This is a genomic window from Providencia sp. 21OH12SH02B-Prov, from assembly GCF_027362595.1.
In the GTDB taxonomy this organism is placed as follows: Bacteria; Pseudomonadota; Gammaproteobacteria; order Enterobacterales; family Enterobacteriaceae; genus Providencia; species Providencia zhejiangensis.
In genome coordinates this window covers 471,250-490,437 of the sequence record NZ_CP114796.1, presented here as the reverse complement: position 1 = coordinate 490,437, position 19,188 = coordinate 471,250, and the positions used below count along the sequence as shown (strand labels likewise).

Here is a 19,188-nt window from a genome sequence, read left to right as displayed (position 1 = left end):
AGGTATGTTTACCAAAGCTCGTTTCTTTAAATGTGCATTGCAGGTAAATCCGGCAGGATACATAAAATATCGTGGGCAACAGCAGACCATCACGGAAGATGAATATAACCAAAATCTGCTTGCGGCATCACTGGAAGCGGGCATAGAGGTCATTGGATTAGCTGATCATGGTTCAGTAGATGGTGTTGATAAAATCCGCAATCTTTTTGTTGAGAATGGGATTGTTGTTTTCCCCGGCTTTGAGATTGCGTCAAGTGAGAAAATTCACTTTGTTTGTCTGTTTGATGAAAACAAAACTTCGCAAGAACTTGAACGGATTTTGGGGCGTCTAGATTTACTTGATCCAGAGGATGGTATTTTGCCGACCAACCTCACAGCAATTCAGCTGATTGATAAAGTGAATGAGATAGGTGGATTTATCTTTGCAGCACACTGCATAAATGATGATGGTGTACTCAGTCGAAAGATGAACCATGTATGGAAACATGAAGGATTGATGGCAGCTCAGATACCAGGCGACAAGTCGATTGAAGATCTTAAAGGAATAGAAAATGATTTCTACCGTAAGGTCTTCCTCAACAAAGATCCTAACTATAAGCGCGAGCGCGAAATGGCTGCTATTAACTCCTCAGACGTTGCAAAACCAGAGGATATCAAAGCATCGGGTGCTTCTTGTTTGATTAAAATGACCAACCCTTGCTTTGCTTCCTTTAAGCAAGCCTTTTTAGATGCAGGTTCGAGGGTTCGTTTGAACTCAGATAAGCCAGAAAGCTATGCTTCGGCAATTGAGCGTATTCGATTTGTTGGTGGCTATCTGGATAGCGTCGATATTGAACTATCGGACCATCTAAATGCTGTGATTGGTGGTCGTGGAACTGGTAAGTCAACCTTGTTGGAATGTATTCGCTATACTTTCGGATTAGAACCTAAAACACCTAACGCAATCAAACAGCACAAAAGTGTCATTGATACTAACCTTGGGAAAGAACGAGGTTTAGTTGAAATTACGTTGCGTTCATCAGTTATGCACGGTCGCAGATTCAAAGTAAGCCGAAAACACGGTAGTGATCCGATAGTGGTTGACTCCCAAGGAAATATATCCCCCTATCTTCCGACGGATCTTTTGCCTGGTATAGAGCTTTACGGGCAAAACGAAATCTATGAAATGACACGAGATGAACAAAGTCGTCATCAGCTCATCGAACGTTTTCTTGAGGGCGAACATGAAAAGTTTGATACAGATATCGCTGACGTTTTAGCAAAGTTAAAAGATAATCGAGAATCCATCAAGCGAGTCCTAGGTCAGAAAGATGACATTGAAGCAGAGGTCGATCGCTTACCTAAGTTATTGGATCAGGCAAAACAGTATCAAGCATTAGGTATAGATGAAAAGCTGGAGCTTATTCCAAAACTTGAAAAAGAAAAACAATTGAATGATCAGATTGGTGAGGATGTTGCAAGCGTCCAACTGGCTATCGATGCGCTCAAAGACAGTTTGCAAGATACCTTGTATTTAAGTGATACCAATTTGGATGGCTTACCTCATGCTGAGCTCTTGAAGCAGCAGCGTGAAGTTTTGAATGCCCTGAAAACGGGCGTTCAACAGACATTAGTACAGTTAGAACAGCTAACTTTAAATGCAAATCAACAGTTGTTACCGGTCAAGCAATCTTTATCAGAAAAGCAGCAGCTTGAAGAGCAAAAACTTGAGTTGGCTTTTAAGGATATACCTGCGAGCCAGGGTAAAACTGGCCGACAAATTGGTGCTGAATATCAGACTCTGTTAAAACAAATTGAGCAGATACGCCCTAAACAAACCACCTTGCAAGATCGCCAGACACAAATTGACGAATTGTACAACTCGCGAAAGAAGCTGCTTCTGGAGTTAGAACAACACACAAGTGCGCGTGCGAGTAGTATTACTAAATCTGTTAAAAGGTTAACAAGAAAACTGGAGCAGAAGGTACGGCTTACCCTACAGCCAGAAGGTGGCCGCCAAGAACTTGTGAATTTTCTGACTGGGTGCAATTTAGAGGGGGTTGGGCCTAAACGTCTCGCCTGGGTATTAGAAGGGAACTTCTCTCCAAGCAGTTTGGCCTCGACTATCCGTCAAGGAGAGTCGGAGCTAGGACGAAAGTTTGGCATATCAGGCACTGTTGTTTCAGCTTTAATTCGTCTTCCAGAAGTAAAACTAATGGAACTGGAAGAATTGCAGTTACCGGATACCATGGCGATTGAGTTAAATGTGACTCATGGAGAACGAGAAGCTGTATTTAGGTCAATTGATGAATTATCGACGGGACAGCAGTGCACTGCTGTTTTGCACTTATTGCTGTTGGATAATCAAGACCCATTAATCCTTGATCAACCTGAAGATAATTTGGATAACGCATTTATAGCTGAAAGGATAGTCGCAGAACTACGTAGGGCTAAACTGAGTCGTCAGTTTCTATTTGCAACCCATAATGCCAATATTCCTGTTTTCGGTGATGCTGAATGGATTGGCGTTTTGAGCGTAGAAGAAAATAAAGGGCTAATTCTTCCAGAGCAACAAGGTGCGATCGATGTTCCCAATGTGCAGGCTTTAGCCGCAGATATATTAGAGGGCGGGAAAAGTGCATTCAATCAGCGTCGTGAGAAATATGGATTCGTGTAAGCATTGGATTGAAGCTCTGCAATGACACCGTCAGGTAAAGTCTATTTAATCTCTGACGTCACCGACATGCGTAACCCTATGATCATCTATGATTACCAACCGAGCCGCAAAGTGCAGTGCGTCCAAAACTTTTTAGCCGATTACTCTGGCTATTTACTCTCGGATGGCTACAGCGCATACGACAAGCTGGAAAACGTTACTTAAGCCGCTTGTATGGCGCATGTGCGCAGAAAGTTTACCGATGCCCAAAAAGCTTCACCATCGAAAAAAGCGGGTAAGCCCGAGAAGGCGCTTAACTTTATTAGCAAATTATATGGTGTAGAAAAGAAGGCAAAGAGACTCAATACGGAGTCTCGTCATAAACTAGACAAGAAGAAGCTAAGCCCATTTTAGATGAGTTCAAGCAGTGGCTTGAAGATCAAAACGTTTTACCAAAAGGATTACTCGGAAAAGCGATTACCTACACTAAAAACCAGTGGCCTAAACTACTCACTTACCTAGCAGATGGTGATATTAGTGTCGACAACAACGTGACTGAGCGAGATATCAGACCGTTCACAACGGTCGAAAAAATTGGATGTTCTCAATTTCGGTCGGAGGAGCAAACGCCAGTGCAAATTTGTATAGTCTGGTGATGACTTGTCGCGCTAACGATATAAATCCGTATTATTACTTCCAGCACCTGTTCACTGAGCTACCAAAGCGTAGCCCGACAGATGAAGTGTCGGATCTTATGCCGTGGAACGTGAAAATTAGTGGAGCGGGGTAAGGCTTCACTGGTTCATTAACCGCTTACAAGATAAATATCCATTTAATGGTTTGAATTAAATAAAAAAAGAATACCACAATAGCCATCTTTACGGATATCCGTAAAGATGGCTTAAAATAGGGTTTAGTTTGATTAACGTTCTAGCTTATGGATTTCATTGGGGTACCACGACATTCTTTATTTCCCGCCCTATGGGATGAAAGCGGCTCGACTCTCATTCTGTTGTTCTATCTACCCGCCCGTATGATAAACATATCCTCCACTGTGAAAAATCCCTCCTTGTTCAAGGCAAACATCACGTCCATAGCGTTCATAGTCAAAGTAATGGGATAAATGACCCAGTTGTGCTAAATCATAACAACCACTTTCTTCTATCCAGTAATAACCTAAATCATATTCATTATTGACCCCCGCTAATTGCTGGAAAGAATCTAAATTATCGGCTAAATGAATTAAATCATGGATTGAACTCGCTGAAGAACCGATTTCAATTGCCGCCTGATAAAGGCCAATTTCATCAGGCGATAACATGGCTAATTGCGTGGCTAACTCGTTCAACTCATCTAAAAGACTGTATTCTGAAATGTAAGAAGAAAGGCCATCAATGGAGGATTCATAGTCGGTCAAAAAATACTCTTCATAGTGAATACCATCAATACCAATTCGTACTAAACAGTGTTCGATCTCTTTTGAGGTTGCCGGCAGTTCAAGCCACTCACCAACAAGTTCACCTTCGTTATATTTTCCTAAGTTAGTGATAAAAACAGAAATCATCCCCGATTTTAGGCATGGGGAAGCCGTCGCTGTTATGCGCATATTCATGTCCTATTATTGATGTATTGTGATTTAATTAATGGTGATATTTTGATAAAGGGATCTATTTCCCTTTAGAAGATGATATTGATATAAAAAGTCAATCAGCTGAAAACAGACAATCTGCTTTAAAAATGATTAATGACGTTTTAGAGCAGGATAATGAGTTGCCTTACAGTCCCGATAACATGTTATGCTTTCTATCATGATCTCAATTTGCGCGGGTTAAAATGAAAAAAGCCCCTGTCCAATAAACTAGGGTCAGTTCAGACTCACAGACTCCTAAGAGATGAAACCCCATCAGGGGTTTCCGTTAACTTATGGCTATCAATCAAACGTGTATTCACACTCGATACATTCATAACGATCAAATACCACGCCATCTAAAGCTGAACCACTCACAGCCCCAGCAGTAGCTCCAGCTACTAAACGTCCAAATAGAGCGCCTACCGCAGCACCAGCAATCGTCCCTACAACAGGAACAGCAGAGCCGATAGACGCTCCAGCTAGTGCGCCTGATACGCCACCAGCAACAGCTCCTGTCTTTTTCCCTATATGACGTTCACGAATACGGGTTGAGTCACATACAGGGCAACAAATGTAATTTTCCATCATGATTTCCTTTTATTTTGATTAAAAAGCAAAAAAGCCCCAGTCCGTGAGGACAGAGGCTTTCAGTGATAAAGCTTCTTTATTGAATGAGATGTATTACGATAAATCGTGGTTAGTTATCATGTGTTTTGACGATGAAAATTCCCATGAAGAATATTTCCACCATTTCTCAATGAATCGATATAGTCGGCATACCACTGCATCATTTCTCGTCTACCTTCAAGATATTGCGCATGGTTATAGGTTCCACGTATCGCATTTTTATTGCTATGCGCCAGCTGTGTTTCAATCCAAGCGCTGTTAAAACCTTTCTCACGATAATCCTCATCTCGTGGCGGAGACCGTGTCCTGTTAGCCTTCCTTCATACCTAAGCAATTAAATCGCTTTCTTGACTAACCAGCTTTTGATGAGTATATAGAAAGGTATGCAAAACTGTATCTGCAAGCCTCACACTATCTCATTGCCTAATTTAGCAAAACTAAACGGCGAAATTTCCCTTTCCCTATTCGCATCCAGATAATCAGCCCACCATTGCACCATCAGTCGTCTTTCCTCAATATGCTCAGCCTTATGAATATAAGCAGCTCTTACTGAATTGCGTTCTTGGTGGCTCATTTGCCTTTCTACTGCATCCTTCGACCATAGCCCTGACTCAATCAACGAGCTACAAGCCATCGTTCTGAAACCATGTCCACAGACTTCGGTCTTAGTGTCATAGCCCATCACACGTAACGCGTTGTTAACCGTGTTTTCACTCATTGGTTTTCTAGGATTGTGATCGCCGATAAAGATCAGTTCGTGGTTGCCACTGAATTGATAGATCTGTTTTAAGATCTCAATGGCTTGTCGGCTTAAAGGGACTAAGTGAGGAGTACGCATTTTTGATCCACGATGAGAGTGCTTAACCCCTTCTATCGCTTCGCGTTCAGCAGGGATCGTCCACATGGCATTATCAAAATCGATTTCATCCCAGCGAGCAAAGCGCAATTCACTGGAACGAATAAAAACTAACAAGGTAAGTTTGACAGCAAGTTTAGTTAAAGGTCTTCCCTTATAATCATCGATACGTTGTAAGAACTCGGGTAGACGTTTAAGCTCTAAAGCGGCTCTGTGGACTCGTTTACCTGTCGCAACTGCACCCGCCATGTCTTGCGCTGGGTTATAGTCGATTAAACCGCTTTGTACGGCATAACGCATTATGGCTGTCACACGTTGTTGTAAACGTGCTGCAACCTCAAGACGTCCAGACATCTCTACGGCTTTAATCGGTTCAAGGAGATCACGAGTGTTTAGTTCGGCAATATTGCGTTTACCAATAGCAGCAAAGATATTGTCCTCAAGGCTTTTAAGGACTCGATGGCTATGCCCTTCTGACCACTTTTTATTGGTCGCGTGCCAATCACGAGCTACCCTCTCAAAGGTGTTAAATTCCTTTTGCTGTTCTTCCTTTAATTCTTTCTTGAGCTCGCGAGGATCGATACCTAAAGCGACTTGCTTTCTGGCAGCATCCCTTCTTTCTCTTGCATCCGCTAAAGAAATTTCAGGGTATACACCAAAAGCCATCAAGTGTTGTTTACCGCCAAAGCGAAAACGGAAACGCCAATATTTAGAACCATTGGGGTGAATATAAAGAAACAAGCCATCACTGTCTGTCAGTGTATAAGCTTTATCTTCAGGTTTAGCTGCACGAACTTTTGTATCGGTTAATGCCATATTCTTTATCCTCTTCACCCCAGAGTGAGTATATAAACGAGATATCTCAGATTACAGTCGATGATTTCGAGTTACATAAACAACTAAGTATCTACGCCAAAGGCTGCGCCTGCATTGCTTTAGCATTGGTAATTCGAGATATAATGAGTATACAAACATTATCGAAGCGAAGATATACTCAGTTATATACTCACTCGGAGGTTGATGTGGGTTGAGTTAAGTTGACATACATTGACTGAAAACGCGGGGGAAGCCTTGCAAATACTGGATTTTAGATACAAAAAAAGACGTCAGTTGACGTCTCTTGATGTTCTTATGGTGCCGAAGGCCGGACTCGAACCGGCACACCCGAAGGCGGTTGATTTTGAATCAACTGCGTCTACCAATTCCGCCACTCCGGCACGAAGTGATGTGTTTCTTGGAAAACGTGGCTATTATACTTGCCTTGTCTCGACTAGCAACATTTATCTTGATTATTCAGTTTGTTCGCTTAAAAAAAAAGCATCTTCAGGGCTACCTTTGCAGATCTGATTAGATTGCATTCTTTCAAACGGGATCTCTATATCCTTTATTGGCTATTTAATGCTTTTTGTTTATTTATCAGCCTATACATATGTTACTTTAGTCAAATATTTGATTTAATTAGTAGCATCCTCAAGCCTGCTGGCGACTTTATATAAATTTTGTTAGCGTATGCACATTATTGAATTATTAAAGGTATTTACACATGGGTTTTCTAGGTTGGATAGCGACGGGGCTCGTCATTGGCATCTTGATCGGTGCTTTGATTAAGGTCTTCTCAAAGAAAAAATAACCTTGGTCTGTTCGACCATTTGCAAAATTACATATCGACTGGCTCCTAAACATGAAGAAATCATTTCTAAAAATTCTGTCAGTGTCCGCATTGTCGCTCGTTTTAGCAGCATGTTCTAGCACGACAGAAAAGCAACCAAAGTTTTTACAGGGCAATAATGATGCCGAGTCTAGCGACTGGAAAGTATTTGAAGGTGATAGAAGAACCTATGAACGTGTCGCTAAAATTGTCGATCTGTATGCGAATCGTATTTTTAACGAAAGTGATGCCCGCGGGATGGCTATCATTGTCATTGATAATAACCAAACATTATCACGCTATTATGGTGAGACCGCTCCAGGTAATGGCAAAAAGCCAGGACCTCACTCGCTCGTTCGTATTGCATCGATTACAAAACTCATGACCAGTGAAATTTTGATTAAGCTTGAGCAAGACAAAAAGTTACTCATCACTGATCCGCTCCAGCAATATAGCTATCACGGGGTTTCTGTTCCTGATAACAATAGTGGGCAACCTATCCGTCTGTATCATCTTGCGAGCCACACCAGCGGGTTACCGAGAGAGCAACCGGGTGGTAAATGGGGAAGGCCTGTCTTTATTTGGCCAACCCAAGACAATCGTTGGACTTGGCTAAAAAATGGTAAGCTTGATGCGACACCAGGCACTGAAGCCTCTTATTCAAACCTTGCCTATGACCTTCTTGCTGATGCAATGGTTAAAGCATCTGGCCAATCCTACCCTAACCTATTTAGCCGTTATGTGACGTCTCCTGCCAAAATGACGGAAACCACCTATACCCCCAATGCCTCGCAGTGTGCAAGGTTGATGGAGGGAACAAAACCCAGCCCATGCCACAATACCTTAGCCGCAGCAGGGAGTGGCGGAGTCTATTCAACGCCCGCCGATATGCAAAAATGGATGCAGCAATTTTTATCGACGGATAAAAACCTAAGAAAAGCCACAGCAGCACGCGAGCAAGGTATTTATTTTCCAAGAGGTAAGCTGCTTGATGTTAAAGGCATGGATGTTGCCGGCCATGCAGATGGACTCGGACTGGGGTGGGTATATATGAAACCACAAAATGGTAGACCCGGTATTTACCAGAAAACAGGCGGTGGCGGTGGTTTTAATAGCTATATGGCGATGATCCCACAACAAAACATCGGTGTTTTTGTGGTGATGACGCGTAAAGATAGCAGTAAATTTAGCAAATTAACGATCGGTGTGAATGAGATGGTCGCTGCATTATCAGCTAACCATGCTTATGGGAGACATTGAAAGCGTACCGCCGACGCAATGAATGCACTGGCGAGTTACACCCCAACCCTAAAACACTATTTTGTTCAGCTTATGGCTCTTAAATTAGCAATAGGTTGATAAATAAAACTTTGTTCACTGTTACCGAACAGTTTTGCTCGGTAACAGTATCTGGAATACCACAAGAATCAACAAACAAAGTCTCGCTTTTATTCCCTTTTCACGTTGACGATGACAACCGATAAAAGGCTATTACACCAAGTGGTCACCTCCACCACAGTACGAACCTTTTTTGCATCATATTAATAGCTTATTAATGCTCTTCTTTGCGTATAACAACCCATCATTGCTTTTTGCAAGTCTCCCCCACTCCCACAATGCTAATGGCATAAATCATTCAAGGGGGGGAATCCTATGCCATCAATTATCATTAAAACACATGATTAAACAGGGTTACTGCAAATACGAGTGAGCACTTTGCCAAAATGACGAATACCAATTGCCATAGCACCAAAGAACGGATGACTCTCCAACGTGCAAGTAATGGCAAATCACTTAACACTTTCTAGAATGGGCCTTTATGACGCGATTCACGAGAAGCTTATAGAATCCGCTATTGGCAATCCCGCTATTTTCTCTCCCCCATGAAAATAAAGTACATGCCAAAATAAGTGAGCTGAGTAACGGGTTTATCGCTAACTTAATAAAATACCGCCTCTAAAAAATGGCTTTAAATTGCGACCCCGATCAAGAGCTATATACTTTATTCACCCTCTAGCAATTCCATTTGTTAGTCGAGCTCTGGGGCAACAGTATTTTGAGGCCTTACATAACGCCTGATGAGGGTTTCATCACACCCTCCGAGTCACACTAGATGATATTTGTAACGCCGCTAGACATGTCATGAACCTGTATATCCTCTTTATGTGTGGTGAGTAAGAGAATGTTTTTTAACATAAACGGCTTTCCGGCTACAATTTCACACGCTCCGTTACCACCTTCAGGTGTTTTAAGGCTGACAATAAAAATGAGAATTTTTATGGCTCATCTCACTATCCCTGACGTTTTCAAACACTGAGCCGTTTAATACCCATAAATAAGCCACCGTATAACGCTATACGATGGCTTATTAACGTTTTATCGATTTTGAAATGGAGCTACTTACGTTTCACCAGCAGGACAATACTGATCCCGAGGAATAGGACGCTAGGTAGTAGCGCTGCAATGATCGGTGGCACGGAATAAACCAAACTCCAGTTCCCAAATCCTTGGTTAAGGATATAGAACAAGAAACCGCCGACAATCCCAGAAACAACCCGAACGCCCATTGGTACAGTCCGTAATGGACCAAAAATAAATGAAACTGCCATTAACATCATCACAGCGGCAGATAACGGCGCCAATATTTTCTTCCACATACTTAATTCATAGACTGCCGCGACTTGCCCACTTTCTTTTAAGTAGGCGATATATTGATAAAGCCCTCGAATAGAAAGTGAATCCGCGCTAAGTGACACTATACCGAGTTTTTCAGGCGTAAGATTCGTTTTCCAATCGTATGTTAAACGCTGAGAACCTGTGATTTTTTTCTCATTATTTAAAATAGATTCATCGACCTGAGACAGTGACCACTGTTGGTTATCCTTGTCATACGTTCCGCTTGAAGCAAACATCACTGAGGTCAGCTTATGTTGTTCATCAAAGCGATAAATGGAGACTTCTTGAATCGATGTCGTATCAGTGACCCGCTGGATATGAATAAAATCACGCCCATCTTTTGCCCACATACCTTCATCGGTAACCACTAATGAGTTACCCACAATCTTTTCGGCACGATAGTTTCGCGCCCATTGGTCGCCCGCTGGAGCAATCCACTCACCAATTAACATTGCCACAATAACCAGTGGAATCGCGGTTTTCATCACTGAGAGCGCGATTTGCAAACGTGTAAAACCCGACGCCTGCATGACGACTAATTCACTGCGTGAAGCTAATGCACCTAATCCTAATAGTGCACCGAGCAATGCCGCCATCGGGAAAAAAATATCAATATCTTTTGGGATGGTCAGTAACGTGAATACCCCCGCACCTAACGTGGTATATTCACCATCCCCGACTTTACGCAACTGCTCAACGAACTTGATAATCCCAGAAAGGGAAACCAGCATGAACAAGGTCATTAAAATAGAGTTCAGGATGGTTCGACCTATATACCTGTCTAAAACACCAAACATCAAGCAACCCCTCTATTAAATTTGACCCGCAAGCGGCACATTGGCACGGTATTCCAAATATTTAAGATAATTGCTAAGGCCAGATAACCTAAGTTAACAGCCCACATGGCATATTTCGGGTCAACATCCCCTTTTTCTGCACTATTACGTAATGTACTTTGTAATAGGAAGAAAATCAGATAGAGCAACATGGCAGGTAGCATGCTTAATACTCGACCTTGACGAGGGTTAACTTCACTCAATGGCACAACCATTAATGCCATCACGACGACAGAGAAAACGATCGTCAAACGCCAATGGAATTCGGCATTAGAATCGGGATCGTTCGCCTTCCAGAGTTCAAGCATATTTTTTTGCTCAACTCTATCATTACGGGTATCGCTCGTTTTATGGTCGATAACCGCCTGATAATTTTTAAAATCCGTAATACGGAAGTCACGTAACAATGCGGTTCCTTCATAACGAGTACCTTCGTCAAGCACTACGGTTTGACGCCCGTCCGCATCTTCTTTCATATGACCACTATCCGCAACGACCACCGATGGACGTTGTTCATTAGTTGCGCGCAATTGCGCTAAGAAGACGTTTTTAAAATCGTTACCTTTGACTTCGCCGATATAAAGTACGATGTTACGGTCTTTGGTGGTTTTAAATTGCCCTTCAACCATCGCAGCCAATCCTGGGTTCGCCTTCGCGTCGGCGAGCACCCGTTCTTGATATTGCGAGGACCAAGGCAGCATCCACGTAATATTGCCTATCGCGATCAATGCGGTAAGTGTTGCCAGCACCAGAGCGGCTTTGACCAGAACACTTTTCCCTAATCCGCAAGCATGCATCACCGTGATCTCACTTTCGGTATACAATTTGCTATACGTCATCAATAGCCCAAGAAATAGGCTCAAAGGGAGGATCAATTGTGCCATTTCAGGCACCCCTAATCCCAGTAACGGTAACACTAAGTCTGAAGGAATATTTCCCTGAACAGCAGCCCCGAGTATATCGATGGACTTCTGACTAAAAAAAATCAACATTAGCACAAAAAGGATAGCTAACTGACTTTTCAGGGTCTCCCGTACCAAATATCTAATAATGATCACGCTTATACGCCTGTGAAAACTTGTCTTTTGGGTGGAAAATGGCTAAGTTCGTTCAATATCTACCATTTGTTAACATATACTCTGGCTCATTGTATGGCTAGAATGATATAAAAGCATTCTCTATACTGATTACCCAATCAGAACATGCTTAATATTATTGAAAAACCAGATATCTGCTCAGTTTAACATAAAGAGTTCATTCTCTATGAGGTAGATTATGCGGTAACGCTAATTTTAGCGGGAGCATGGGCCTTTGTCTTTAAGATTCAGGAGAACGCATGGAGTTTAGTGTAAAAAGTGGCAGCCCGGAAAAACAACGTAGCGCATGTATCGTTGTCGGAGTCTTCGAACCACGCCGTCTGTCCCCTATAGCTGAACAGCTGGACAAAATAAGCGACGGATATATCAGCGCCCTGCTGCGCCGCGGGGAACTTGAAGGTAAAGTAGGGCAATCCCTACTACTCCATCATGTGCCAAATATCCTGTCTGAACGTATTCTACTCATTGGCTGCGGTAAAGAGCGTGAGCTAGATGAACGTCAATTCAAACAAATCATTCAGAAAACAATCAGCACCCTGAATGAAACAGGCTCAATGGAAGCGGTTTGTTTCTTAACTGAATTACATGTTAAAGGCCGTAATAATTACTGGAAAGTACGTCAAGCCGTTGAAACGGCTAAAGAATCTCTTTACGTCTTTGATCAGTTAAAGAGTAATAAAACTGAGCATCGCCGTCCACTGCGTAAATTGGTTTTCAATGTACCAACACGTCGTGAATTAACCAGTGGTGAACGTGCTATCTCTCATGGGCTAGCAATTGCATCAGGCGTTAAGGCAGCAAAAGACCTCAGCAATATGCCACCCAATATCTGTAATGCAGCTTATTTAGCCTCCCAAGCTCGTCAGCTGGCAGACATTTCTGAAAATAGGCTCACCACGCGTGTCATCGGTGAAGAGCAAATGAAAGAGTTAGGCATGAATGCCTATCTGGCTGTTGGTCAAGGCTCACAAAATGAGTCACTCATGTCTATCATGGAGTACAAAGGGAATCCGGATCCTGAAGCGAGACCTATTGTCCTCGTCGGTAAGGGTCTCACATTTGACTCTGGCGGTATTTCTATCAAACCTGCCGATAGTATGGATGAGATGAAATATGACATGTGCGGTGCTGCAACTGTTTATGGTGTAATGCGTTTTATCACTGAATTACAGTTACCAATCAATGTCATTGGGGTACTTGCTGGCTGTGAAAACATGCCGGGTGGCCGAGCTTATCGCCCTGGCGATATTCTTACCACGATGTCAGGGCAAACAGTGGAAGTACTGAATACCGATGCTGAAGGGCGTTTAGTACTGTGTGATACGCTGACTTATGTCGAGCGTTTCGAGCCTGATTTGGTTATCGACGTCGCAACACTGACCGGTGCTTGTGTCATCGCATTAGGTAGCCACTATACCGGTTTGATGTCTAACCATAACCCTCTGGCTCACGAGTTGCTCAATGCTTCTGAACAAGCAGGTGACCGTGCATGGCGTTTACCATTAGCCGATGATTATTATGAGCAAATCAGCTCCAATTTTGCTGATTTAGCGAATACTGGTGGTCGACCAGCGGGTGCGATTACCGCAGGTTGCTTCTTGGCTCGCTTTGCCACTAAATATAATTGGGCGCATTTAGACATCGCAGGTACCGCATGGCGTTCAGGTAAAGCGAAAGGGGCAACCGGTCGCCCTGTATCAATGCTGTCACAGTTTTTACTGAACCGTGCTGGCCTAAATGGTGACGAGTAATACTCTATAATGCGTCAAGTGACAGCCAACCGTACTGTCACTTGACGTTTAGGGTCTATACGCTAAATATTTCAAGGGGAACGGGTTGCTAATCAATGCCACCCATAACGTTGCCACTGGAAGTATGATGAGTATATAGCACTATGGTGTGCTATACGTTAAAATAGCACCCAACTTCATTTCAGGGTATTGCCTGTCGCAATACCCTTTTTGCATAAATATTTCTATTCCATAAAGAAAGAGATGAAAAACGCCACCTTTTATTTGCTTGAAAAACCATCACCACAAGTTGAGCTTGAGGCCCATGAATGGCTTGCTTGCGAGCTTGCGGCGCAAATGTGGCGTAATAGCAAACGAGTTTTAATCGCGTGTGAAAGTGCCGAACAAGCCGAAAAATTGGATGAAGCTCTGTGGCAAAGGGATCCTCATCAGTTTGTTCCTCATAATCTTGCAGGTGAAGGCCCCCGTTATGGCGCGCCCATTGAAATTTGCTGGCCAGGAAAACGAGGTAATGCTCAACGCGATGTACTGATCAATCTTCAAACTCAGTTTGCAGACTTTGCCACCGCATTCCATGAAGTGATAGACTTTGTGCCTATTGATGAAACTTTAAAACAGTTGGCGCGTGAACGGTATAAGGTTTACCGTAGCGTCGGCTTCAATTTGACTATGGCGACGCCGCCAACTAACTGAATACGATATAAAAATGGATAAAAAACCAGATAATGCGATTGCTGAGCCTTCGCTAGATAAAACTTATAATCCTGCTGAAATTGAGCAATCACGTTATGCTCATTGGGAAAAAAGCGGCTATTTCAAACCAAATGGTGATACCAGTAAAGACAGTTTCTGTGTCGTTATCCCGCCACCAAACGTGACGGGTAGCCTACATATGGGGCATGCTTTCCAGCAAACTATCATGGATACCATGATCCGTTACCAGCGTATGCAAGGTAAAAATACGCTATGGCAAACGGGCACTGACCATGCTGGTATCGCGACTCAGATGGTTGTTGAGCGTAAAATCGCGGCTGAAGAGAATAAAACTCGTCATGATTATGGCCGTGATGCATTTATCGACAAAATTTGGCAGTGGAAAGCAGAGTCTGGTGGCACAATTTCACAACAGATGCGTCGTTTAGGTGACTCTGTTGATTGGGAACGTGAACGTTTTACTATGGATGAAGGCTTATCGAAAGCCGTTAAAGAAGCGTTCGTTCGTCTCTATAAAGATAACTTGATCTATCGTGGTAAACGCCTAGTTAACTGGGATCCAAAACTGCATACCGCTATTTCTGATCTCGAAGTGGAAAACCGTGAAATAAAAGGTTCCATGTGGCATCTGCGCTATCCACTCGCTGACGGCGTAAAAACAGCTGAAGGGAAAGATTACCTCGTTGTTGCTACAACACGTCCGGAAACGATGCTTGGGGATACAGGGGTTGCTGTTAACCCAGAAGATCCACGTTATAAGGATTTAATCGGTAAAGAAATTATTCTTCCGATAGTTAACCGCCGTATTCCAATCGTTGGTGATGAACATGCCGATATGGAAAAAGGCACGGGGTGCGTAAAAATCACGCCAGCTCATGATTTCAATGACTATGAAGTGGGCAAACGTCATCAATTGATCATGATTAACATGATGGATTTAGATGGTAACGTGCGCCACGAAGCTGAAGTTTTCGATACTCATGGCAATCCTTCCACTGCGTATAGTAGCGAACTTCCTGAAGCATACCGTGGCATGGAACGTTTTGCGGCCCGTAAAGCCCTTGTCGCGGAATTTGAACAGCTCGGTTTACTGGTTGAAGTTAAGCCTCACGACTTGACGGTACCTTATGGTGACCGTGGTGGTGTCGTTATCGAACCCATGCTAACTGACCAATGGTATGTTCGCACTAAACCTCTCGCTGAAAATGCGATCAAAGCCGTTGAAGATGGTCGCATTCAATTCGTACCACGCCAATATGAAAACATGTACTACTCTTGGATGCGTGATATCCAAGACTGGTGTATTTCTCGCCAACTCTGGTGGGGACATCGTATTCCTGCATGGTATGACGATAAAGGCAATGTTTACGTTGGTCGTGATGAAGATGAAGTTCGTCGTGAAAACAACCTTGGTGCAGACGTTGCCTTACGTCAAGACGACGACGTTCTCGATACTTGGTTCTCTTCTGGTCTGTGGACTTTCTCAACATTAGGCTGGCCTGAAAATACTGAAGCTTTAAAAACGTTCCACCCAACAGATGTGTTGGTAAGTGGTTTCGATATTATCTTCTTCTGGATTGCCCGCATGATCATGTTGACCATGCATTTCATCAAAGACGAAAACGGCGCCCCTCAAGTACCGTTCAAAACAGTTTATATGACAGGCCTCATCCGCGATGAAGAAGGACAAAAAATGTCTAAATCCAAAGGGAACGTTATCGACCCATTGGATATGATCGACGGTATTTCGCTCGAAGACCTATTGGAAAAACGTACTGGCAACATGATGCAGCCACAGCTGGCTGAAAAAATTGCTAAGCGTACGCGTAAAGAGTATCCAAACGGTATCGAGGCACATGGTACAGATGCATTACGTTTCACCTTAGCGGCTCTTGCTTCTACGGGACGCGATATCAACTGGGATATGAAACGTCTGTCTGGCTATCGTAACTTCTGTAATAAATTGTGGAATGCGAGCCGTTTCGTACTCATGAACACAGAAAACCAAGACTGTGGTCAGAATGGCGGTGAAATGAGCTTCTCTCTGGCAGATCGCTGGATCATGGCTCAATTCAACCAAACAATTAAAGCATATCGTGAAGCGCTAGATACGCATCGTTATGATATCGCGGCAGGTATTCTGTACGACTTCACTTGGAACGAATTCTGTGACTGGTATTTAGAGCTTTCTAAACCAGCGGTTCATAAAGGCAACGAAGCACAGGCCCGTGCAGCACGCTTCACATTAATTGAAGTACTGGAAGCATTACTGCGTCTAGCTCATCCAATTATTCCATTTATCACAGAAACCATCTGGCAACGTGTAAAAGTGGTAAAAGGCATTGATGCTGATACCATCATGCTACAACCCTTCCCAGAATTTAATGCCGAGAAGGTCGATGAGCTGGCATTAAGTGACTTGGAGTGGATCAAAGAAGCTATCATTGCGGTACGTAATATTCGTGCAGAAATGAATATCTCGCCGGGTAAACCTCTGGATGTCTTATTGCGTAGTGCATCGCAGGATGCCAAACGTCGCGTTGCTGAAAATGAAAACTTTATTAAGTCCATGGCTCGCCTCGCCAGTATCACCGTCTTGGCTGATAGTGAAGAAGCCCCCGTTTCTGTAACTAAGCTAGTGAGTGGTACCGAACTGTTGATCCCTATGGCTGGCTTAATCGACAAAGATGCTGAGCTAGCCCGTTTGGACAAAGAGCTAGAGAAAGTCATCAAAGAAATTGACTCAATTGAAAGCAAACTGGCAAATGAAGGTTTTGTTAGCCGTGCGCCAGCAGCTGTCGTTGAAAAAGAACGTGAGCGTTTAGCCGCGAATATTGAAGCGAAAGGTAAGTTAGAAGCACAGAAAGTGACTATCGCATCACTGTAATTTTTCCTTGTGCAACCTAGCCTAAGCCCTTATTGGTTAGCCAATAAGGGCTTTTCTTTTTTTACAGCTCGGCATAATTAGAGGCAGGCCACCAGCGATAGCGGAGTCAACCTTCCGTAAACAAATCATGCGAATAACTACGTATAAGCATAAATTAATACATCATAGGAATGTATTACAGATCTATACCCATCGTAATTAATCGATTATCATTAGCTGGCTGCGTTCGCAGATCTCAGATTGAAGTTCCCTTCTGGTTCTCTCTCACTGAGTAGTACAAAACAATAAATAAAGAGAGTCTCTCATGACAACAAATACAACAACCCACACGATCCGTTTAATTGAACAAAAAGATAATGCAGGTATTGCTGCCGTTATTCGTGAAGTTTCAGCAGAGCATGGTTTAACCGCCGATAAAGGCTTTGCAGTTGCGGATCCTATTTTAGATACACTGTATGAAGTTTATAGCAAACCCCGCAGTGCATACTGGGTGGTTGAGATGGACGGTAAAATTGTCGGTGGTGGTGGTATATCACAACTGGCCGGTGGTGATAATGAAACTGCCGAACTACAAAAAATGTACCTATCCTCTGTACTAAGAGGCAAGGGAGTGGCAAAGCAGATTGTATTAATGTCATTAGAGTTTGCTAAAGCACAAGGCTATACACGCTGTTATCTTGAAACAACAGCAGACTTACAAGCCGCTATTAAACTGTATGAGAAATTAGGCTTTGAGTTTATTGATGAGCCACTTGGAAATACAGGCCACAGCGATTGTGAAATTCGGATGTTAAAAGCGTTATAATCGCCGTCTCTATAAGGATAGCCAAATACGCTATCCTTATTTGTCTTATCGCTTAACGCTTTTTCGATAATAAGTTTTTTATTATTCCACATTTATGCCGAGAATCTATTTCATCGCTGTGATCTTGTAAAATAACCAGCTCTCGCTCTAAATGAGTGAGTTTCTCAATATTCTTTCGAACATTCAGTAAATGAGTATTGATCACGGCTTCAACTAATTGGCAATCATCACTATTATTATCAACCAAATCTAATAATGTTTTTATTTCACGATGAGACATATTAAGACTACGGCAATTCTTTATAAACCTGAGTCGTTGAATATGCTTTTCACTATAGCTTCGATAGTTATTGTCATTTCTATTAGGAGGAATAATCAATCCCTCTTTTTCATAGAAACGAATCGTCTCTCTTGGAATATTAAATAGTTTTGATACTTCACCTATTTTCATTATTTACCACCTAAAAACAGATACAGATCATTTTAAGTTTTTTTCATGTTAATCCTTACCACCATTGCAAGGTCAAGAAAAAAACAATTTTATTTATTTTGTTTATTCAATACCTTATTAGATGTGAGTTTTCATTTTCTGTTGCGACTGTTTTAGGTATAGAATTTGCCCATAAGCGTATTCTATACCTACGTTTATAAAAGATATTGATTAATAAGATGTATGATATCTTAGCATCGTTTCTTTCCTATATTTGCCAGGCGTCACTTTTAGCTTTCGTTTAAAGGCTCTTGTTAGCCCTTGTTGACCATCAAAGCCATACCTGAAAGCGATATCAATAATCTTATCGTTGGTTTCTTTCAAATCCGTGGAGACTCTTAGTAACCTCCTGATTAACAGATACTGTCCTAAACTTACACCAACCGTATTTTTAAAAACACGTTGAAAATACCACTTTGAATAGCCTGCACGGTTAGAGATTTCTTCTATTTGTAATGGCTTATCCACATTCATATCGATCCACAAAAGAATATCTTGTATTACATTTTCTCTAATGGTGTGATGGCTCATTACTC

Annotated in this window: 13 protein-coding genes, 1 tRNA gene and 2 pseudogenes; 7 read left to right on the top strand and 9 right to left on the bottom strand. The window is 42.5% G+C overall.

Annotated features, from left to right (window positions below; all coding sequences use genetic code 11):
* Nucleotides 1-4: 4 nt before the first annotated feature.
* Nucleotides 5-2,656 (top strand): TrlF family AAA-like ATPase, encoded by a 2,652-nt coding sequence (locus O7C57_RS02345; protein WP_269723549.1) that lies wholly within the window; start codon nt 5-7, stop codon nt 2,654-2,656.
* 75 nt (nt 2,657-2,731) lie between these two features.
* Nucleotides 2,732-3,425 (top strand): annotated as a pseudogene (tnpC, locus tag O7C57_RS02340) (IS66 family transposase); the annotation flags it as partial.
* Between the two features lie 231 nt (nt 3,426-3,656).
* Here tnpC and O7C57_RS02335 read toward each other — a convergent pair.
* The 5 genes and pseudogenes from O7C57_RS02335 to O7C57_RS02315 form a co-directional block, all read right to left on the bottom strand.
* Nucleotides 3,657-4,241, bottom strand: coding sequence for an antirestriction protein ArdA (locus O7C57_RS02335; protein ID WP_269723548.1), 585 nt, complete (start codon nt 4,239-4,241; stop codon nt 3,657-3,659).
* A 324-nt stretch (nt 4,242-4,565) separates the two neighbouring features.
* A complete protein-coding gene (locus O7C57_RS02330) occupies nt 4,566-4,850 on the bottom strand; it encodes a hypothetical protein (protein WP_060560757.1) in 285 nt (94 codons plus the stop codon).
* Between the two features lie 119 nt (nt 4,851-4,969).
* Nucleotides 4,970-5,217 (bottom strand): annotated as a pseudogene (locus O7C57_RS02325) (tyrosine-type recombinase/integrase); the annotation flags it as partial.
* Nucleotides 5,218-5,298: 81 nt separating this feature from the next.
* Nucleotides 5,299-6,564: a tyrosine-type recombinase/integrase gene (locus tag O7C57_RS02320; RefSeq protein WP_269723547.1), complete on the bottom strand. Its 1,266-nt coding sequence runs from the start codon at nt 6,562-6,564 to the stop codon at nt 5,299-5,301.
* Nucleotides 6,565-6,880: 316 nt separating this feature from the next.
* Nucleotides 6,881-6,965: transfer RNA gene (locus O7C57_RS02315), tRNA-Leu, on the bottom strand.
* Between the two features lie 464 nt (nt 6,966-7,429).
* Here O7C57_RS02315 and ampH point away from each other — a divergent pair.
* Entirely contained in the window at nt 7,430-8,656 is a 1,227-nt protein-coding gene (gene ampH, locus O7C57_RS02310) for a D-alanyl-D-alanine-carboxypeptidase/endopeptidase AmpH (protein WP_154624861.1), read from the top strand.
* Nucleotides 8,657-9,792: 1,136 nt separating this feature from the next.
* Here ampH and lptG read toward each other — a convergent pair.
* Nucleotides 9,793-10,869, bottom strand: coding sequence for an LPS export ABC transporter permease LptG (gene lptG / locus O7C57_RS02305; RefSeq protein WP_154624860.1), 1,077 nt, complete (start codon nt 10,867-10,869; stop codon nt 9,793-9,795).
* Nucleotides 10,869-11,966: an LPS export ABC transporter permease LptF gene (gene lptF / locus O7C57_RS02300; RefSeq protein ID WP_269723546.1), complete on the bottom strand. Its 1,098-nt coding sequence runs from the start codon at nt 11,964-11,966 to the stop codon at nt 10,869-10,871. The genes lptG and lptF overlap by 1 nt, the downstream gene beginning before the upstream one ends.
* A 278-nt stretch (nt 11,967-12,244) precedes the next feature.
* Between lptF and pepA the strand changes: the two genes are divergently transcribed.
* The 4 genes from pepA (at nt 12,245) to O7C57_RS02280 (ending at nt 18,162) form a co-directional block, all read left to right on the top strand.
* Nucleotides 12,245-13,756 carry a leucyl aminopeptidase gene (gene pepA / locus O7C57_RS02295; RefSeq protein WP_154624859.1) on the top strand — a complete coding sequence of 504 codons (1,512 nt, stop codon included), beginning with the start codon at nt 12,245-12,247 and terminating at the stop codon, nt 13,754-13,756.
* 243 nt (nt 13,757-13,999) lie between these two features.
* Nucleotides 14,000-14,449: a DNA polymerase III subunit chi gene (locus tag O7C57_RS02290; RefSeq protein WP_154624858.1), complete on the top strand. Its 450-nt coding sequence runs from the start codon at nt 14,000-14,002 to the stop codon at nt 14,447-14,449.
* A 13-nt stretch (nt 14,450-14,462) separates the two neighbouring features.
* On the top strand, nt 14,463-17,357 hold the full coding sequence (locus O7C57_RS02285; protein WP_154624857.1) for a valine--tRNA ligase: 2,895 nt from the start codon (nt 14,463-14,465) through the stop codon (nt 17,355-17,357).
* A gap of 304 nt (nt 17,358-17,661) precedes the next feature.
* Entirely contained in the window at nt 17,662-18,162 is a 501-nt protein-coding gene (locus O7C57_RS02280) for a GNAT family N-acetyltransferase (RefSeq protein ID WP_004915956.1), read from the top strand.
* Between the two features lie 52 nt (nt 18,163-18,214).
* On the opposite strand, the gene O7C57_RS02275 is transcribed toward O7C57_RS02280, so the two are convergent.
* Both O7C57_RS02275 and O7C57_RS02270 read right to left on the bottom strand, forming a co-directional pair.
* A complete protein-coding gene (locus tag O7C57_RS02275; RefSeq protein ID WP_154624856.1) occupies nt 18,215-18,613 on the bottom strand; it encodes a MerR family transcriptional regulator in 399 nt (132 codons plus the stop codon).
* A 210-nt stretch (nt 18,614-18,823) separates the two neighbouring features.
* A complete protein-coding gene (locus O7C57_RS02270; protein ID WP_154624855.1) occupies nt 18,824-19,183 on the bottom strand; it encodes a helix-turn-helix domain-containing protein in 360 nt (119 codons plus the stop codon).
* Between the last annotated feature and the right edge of the window lie 5 nt (nt 19,184-19,188).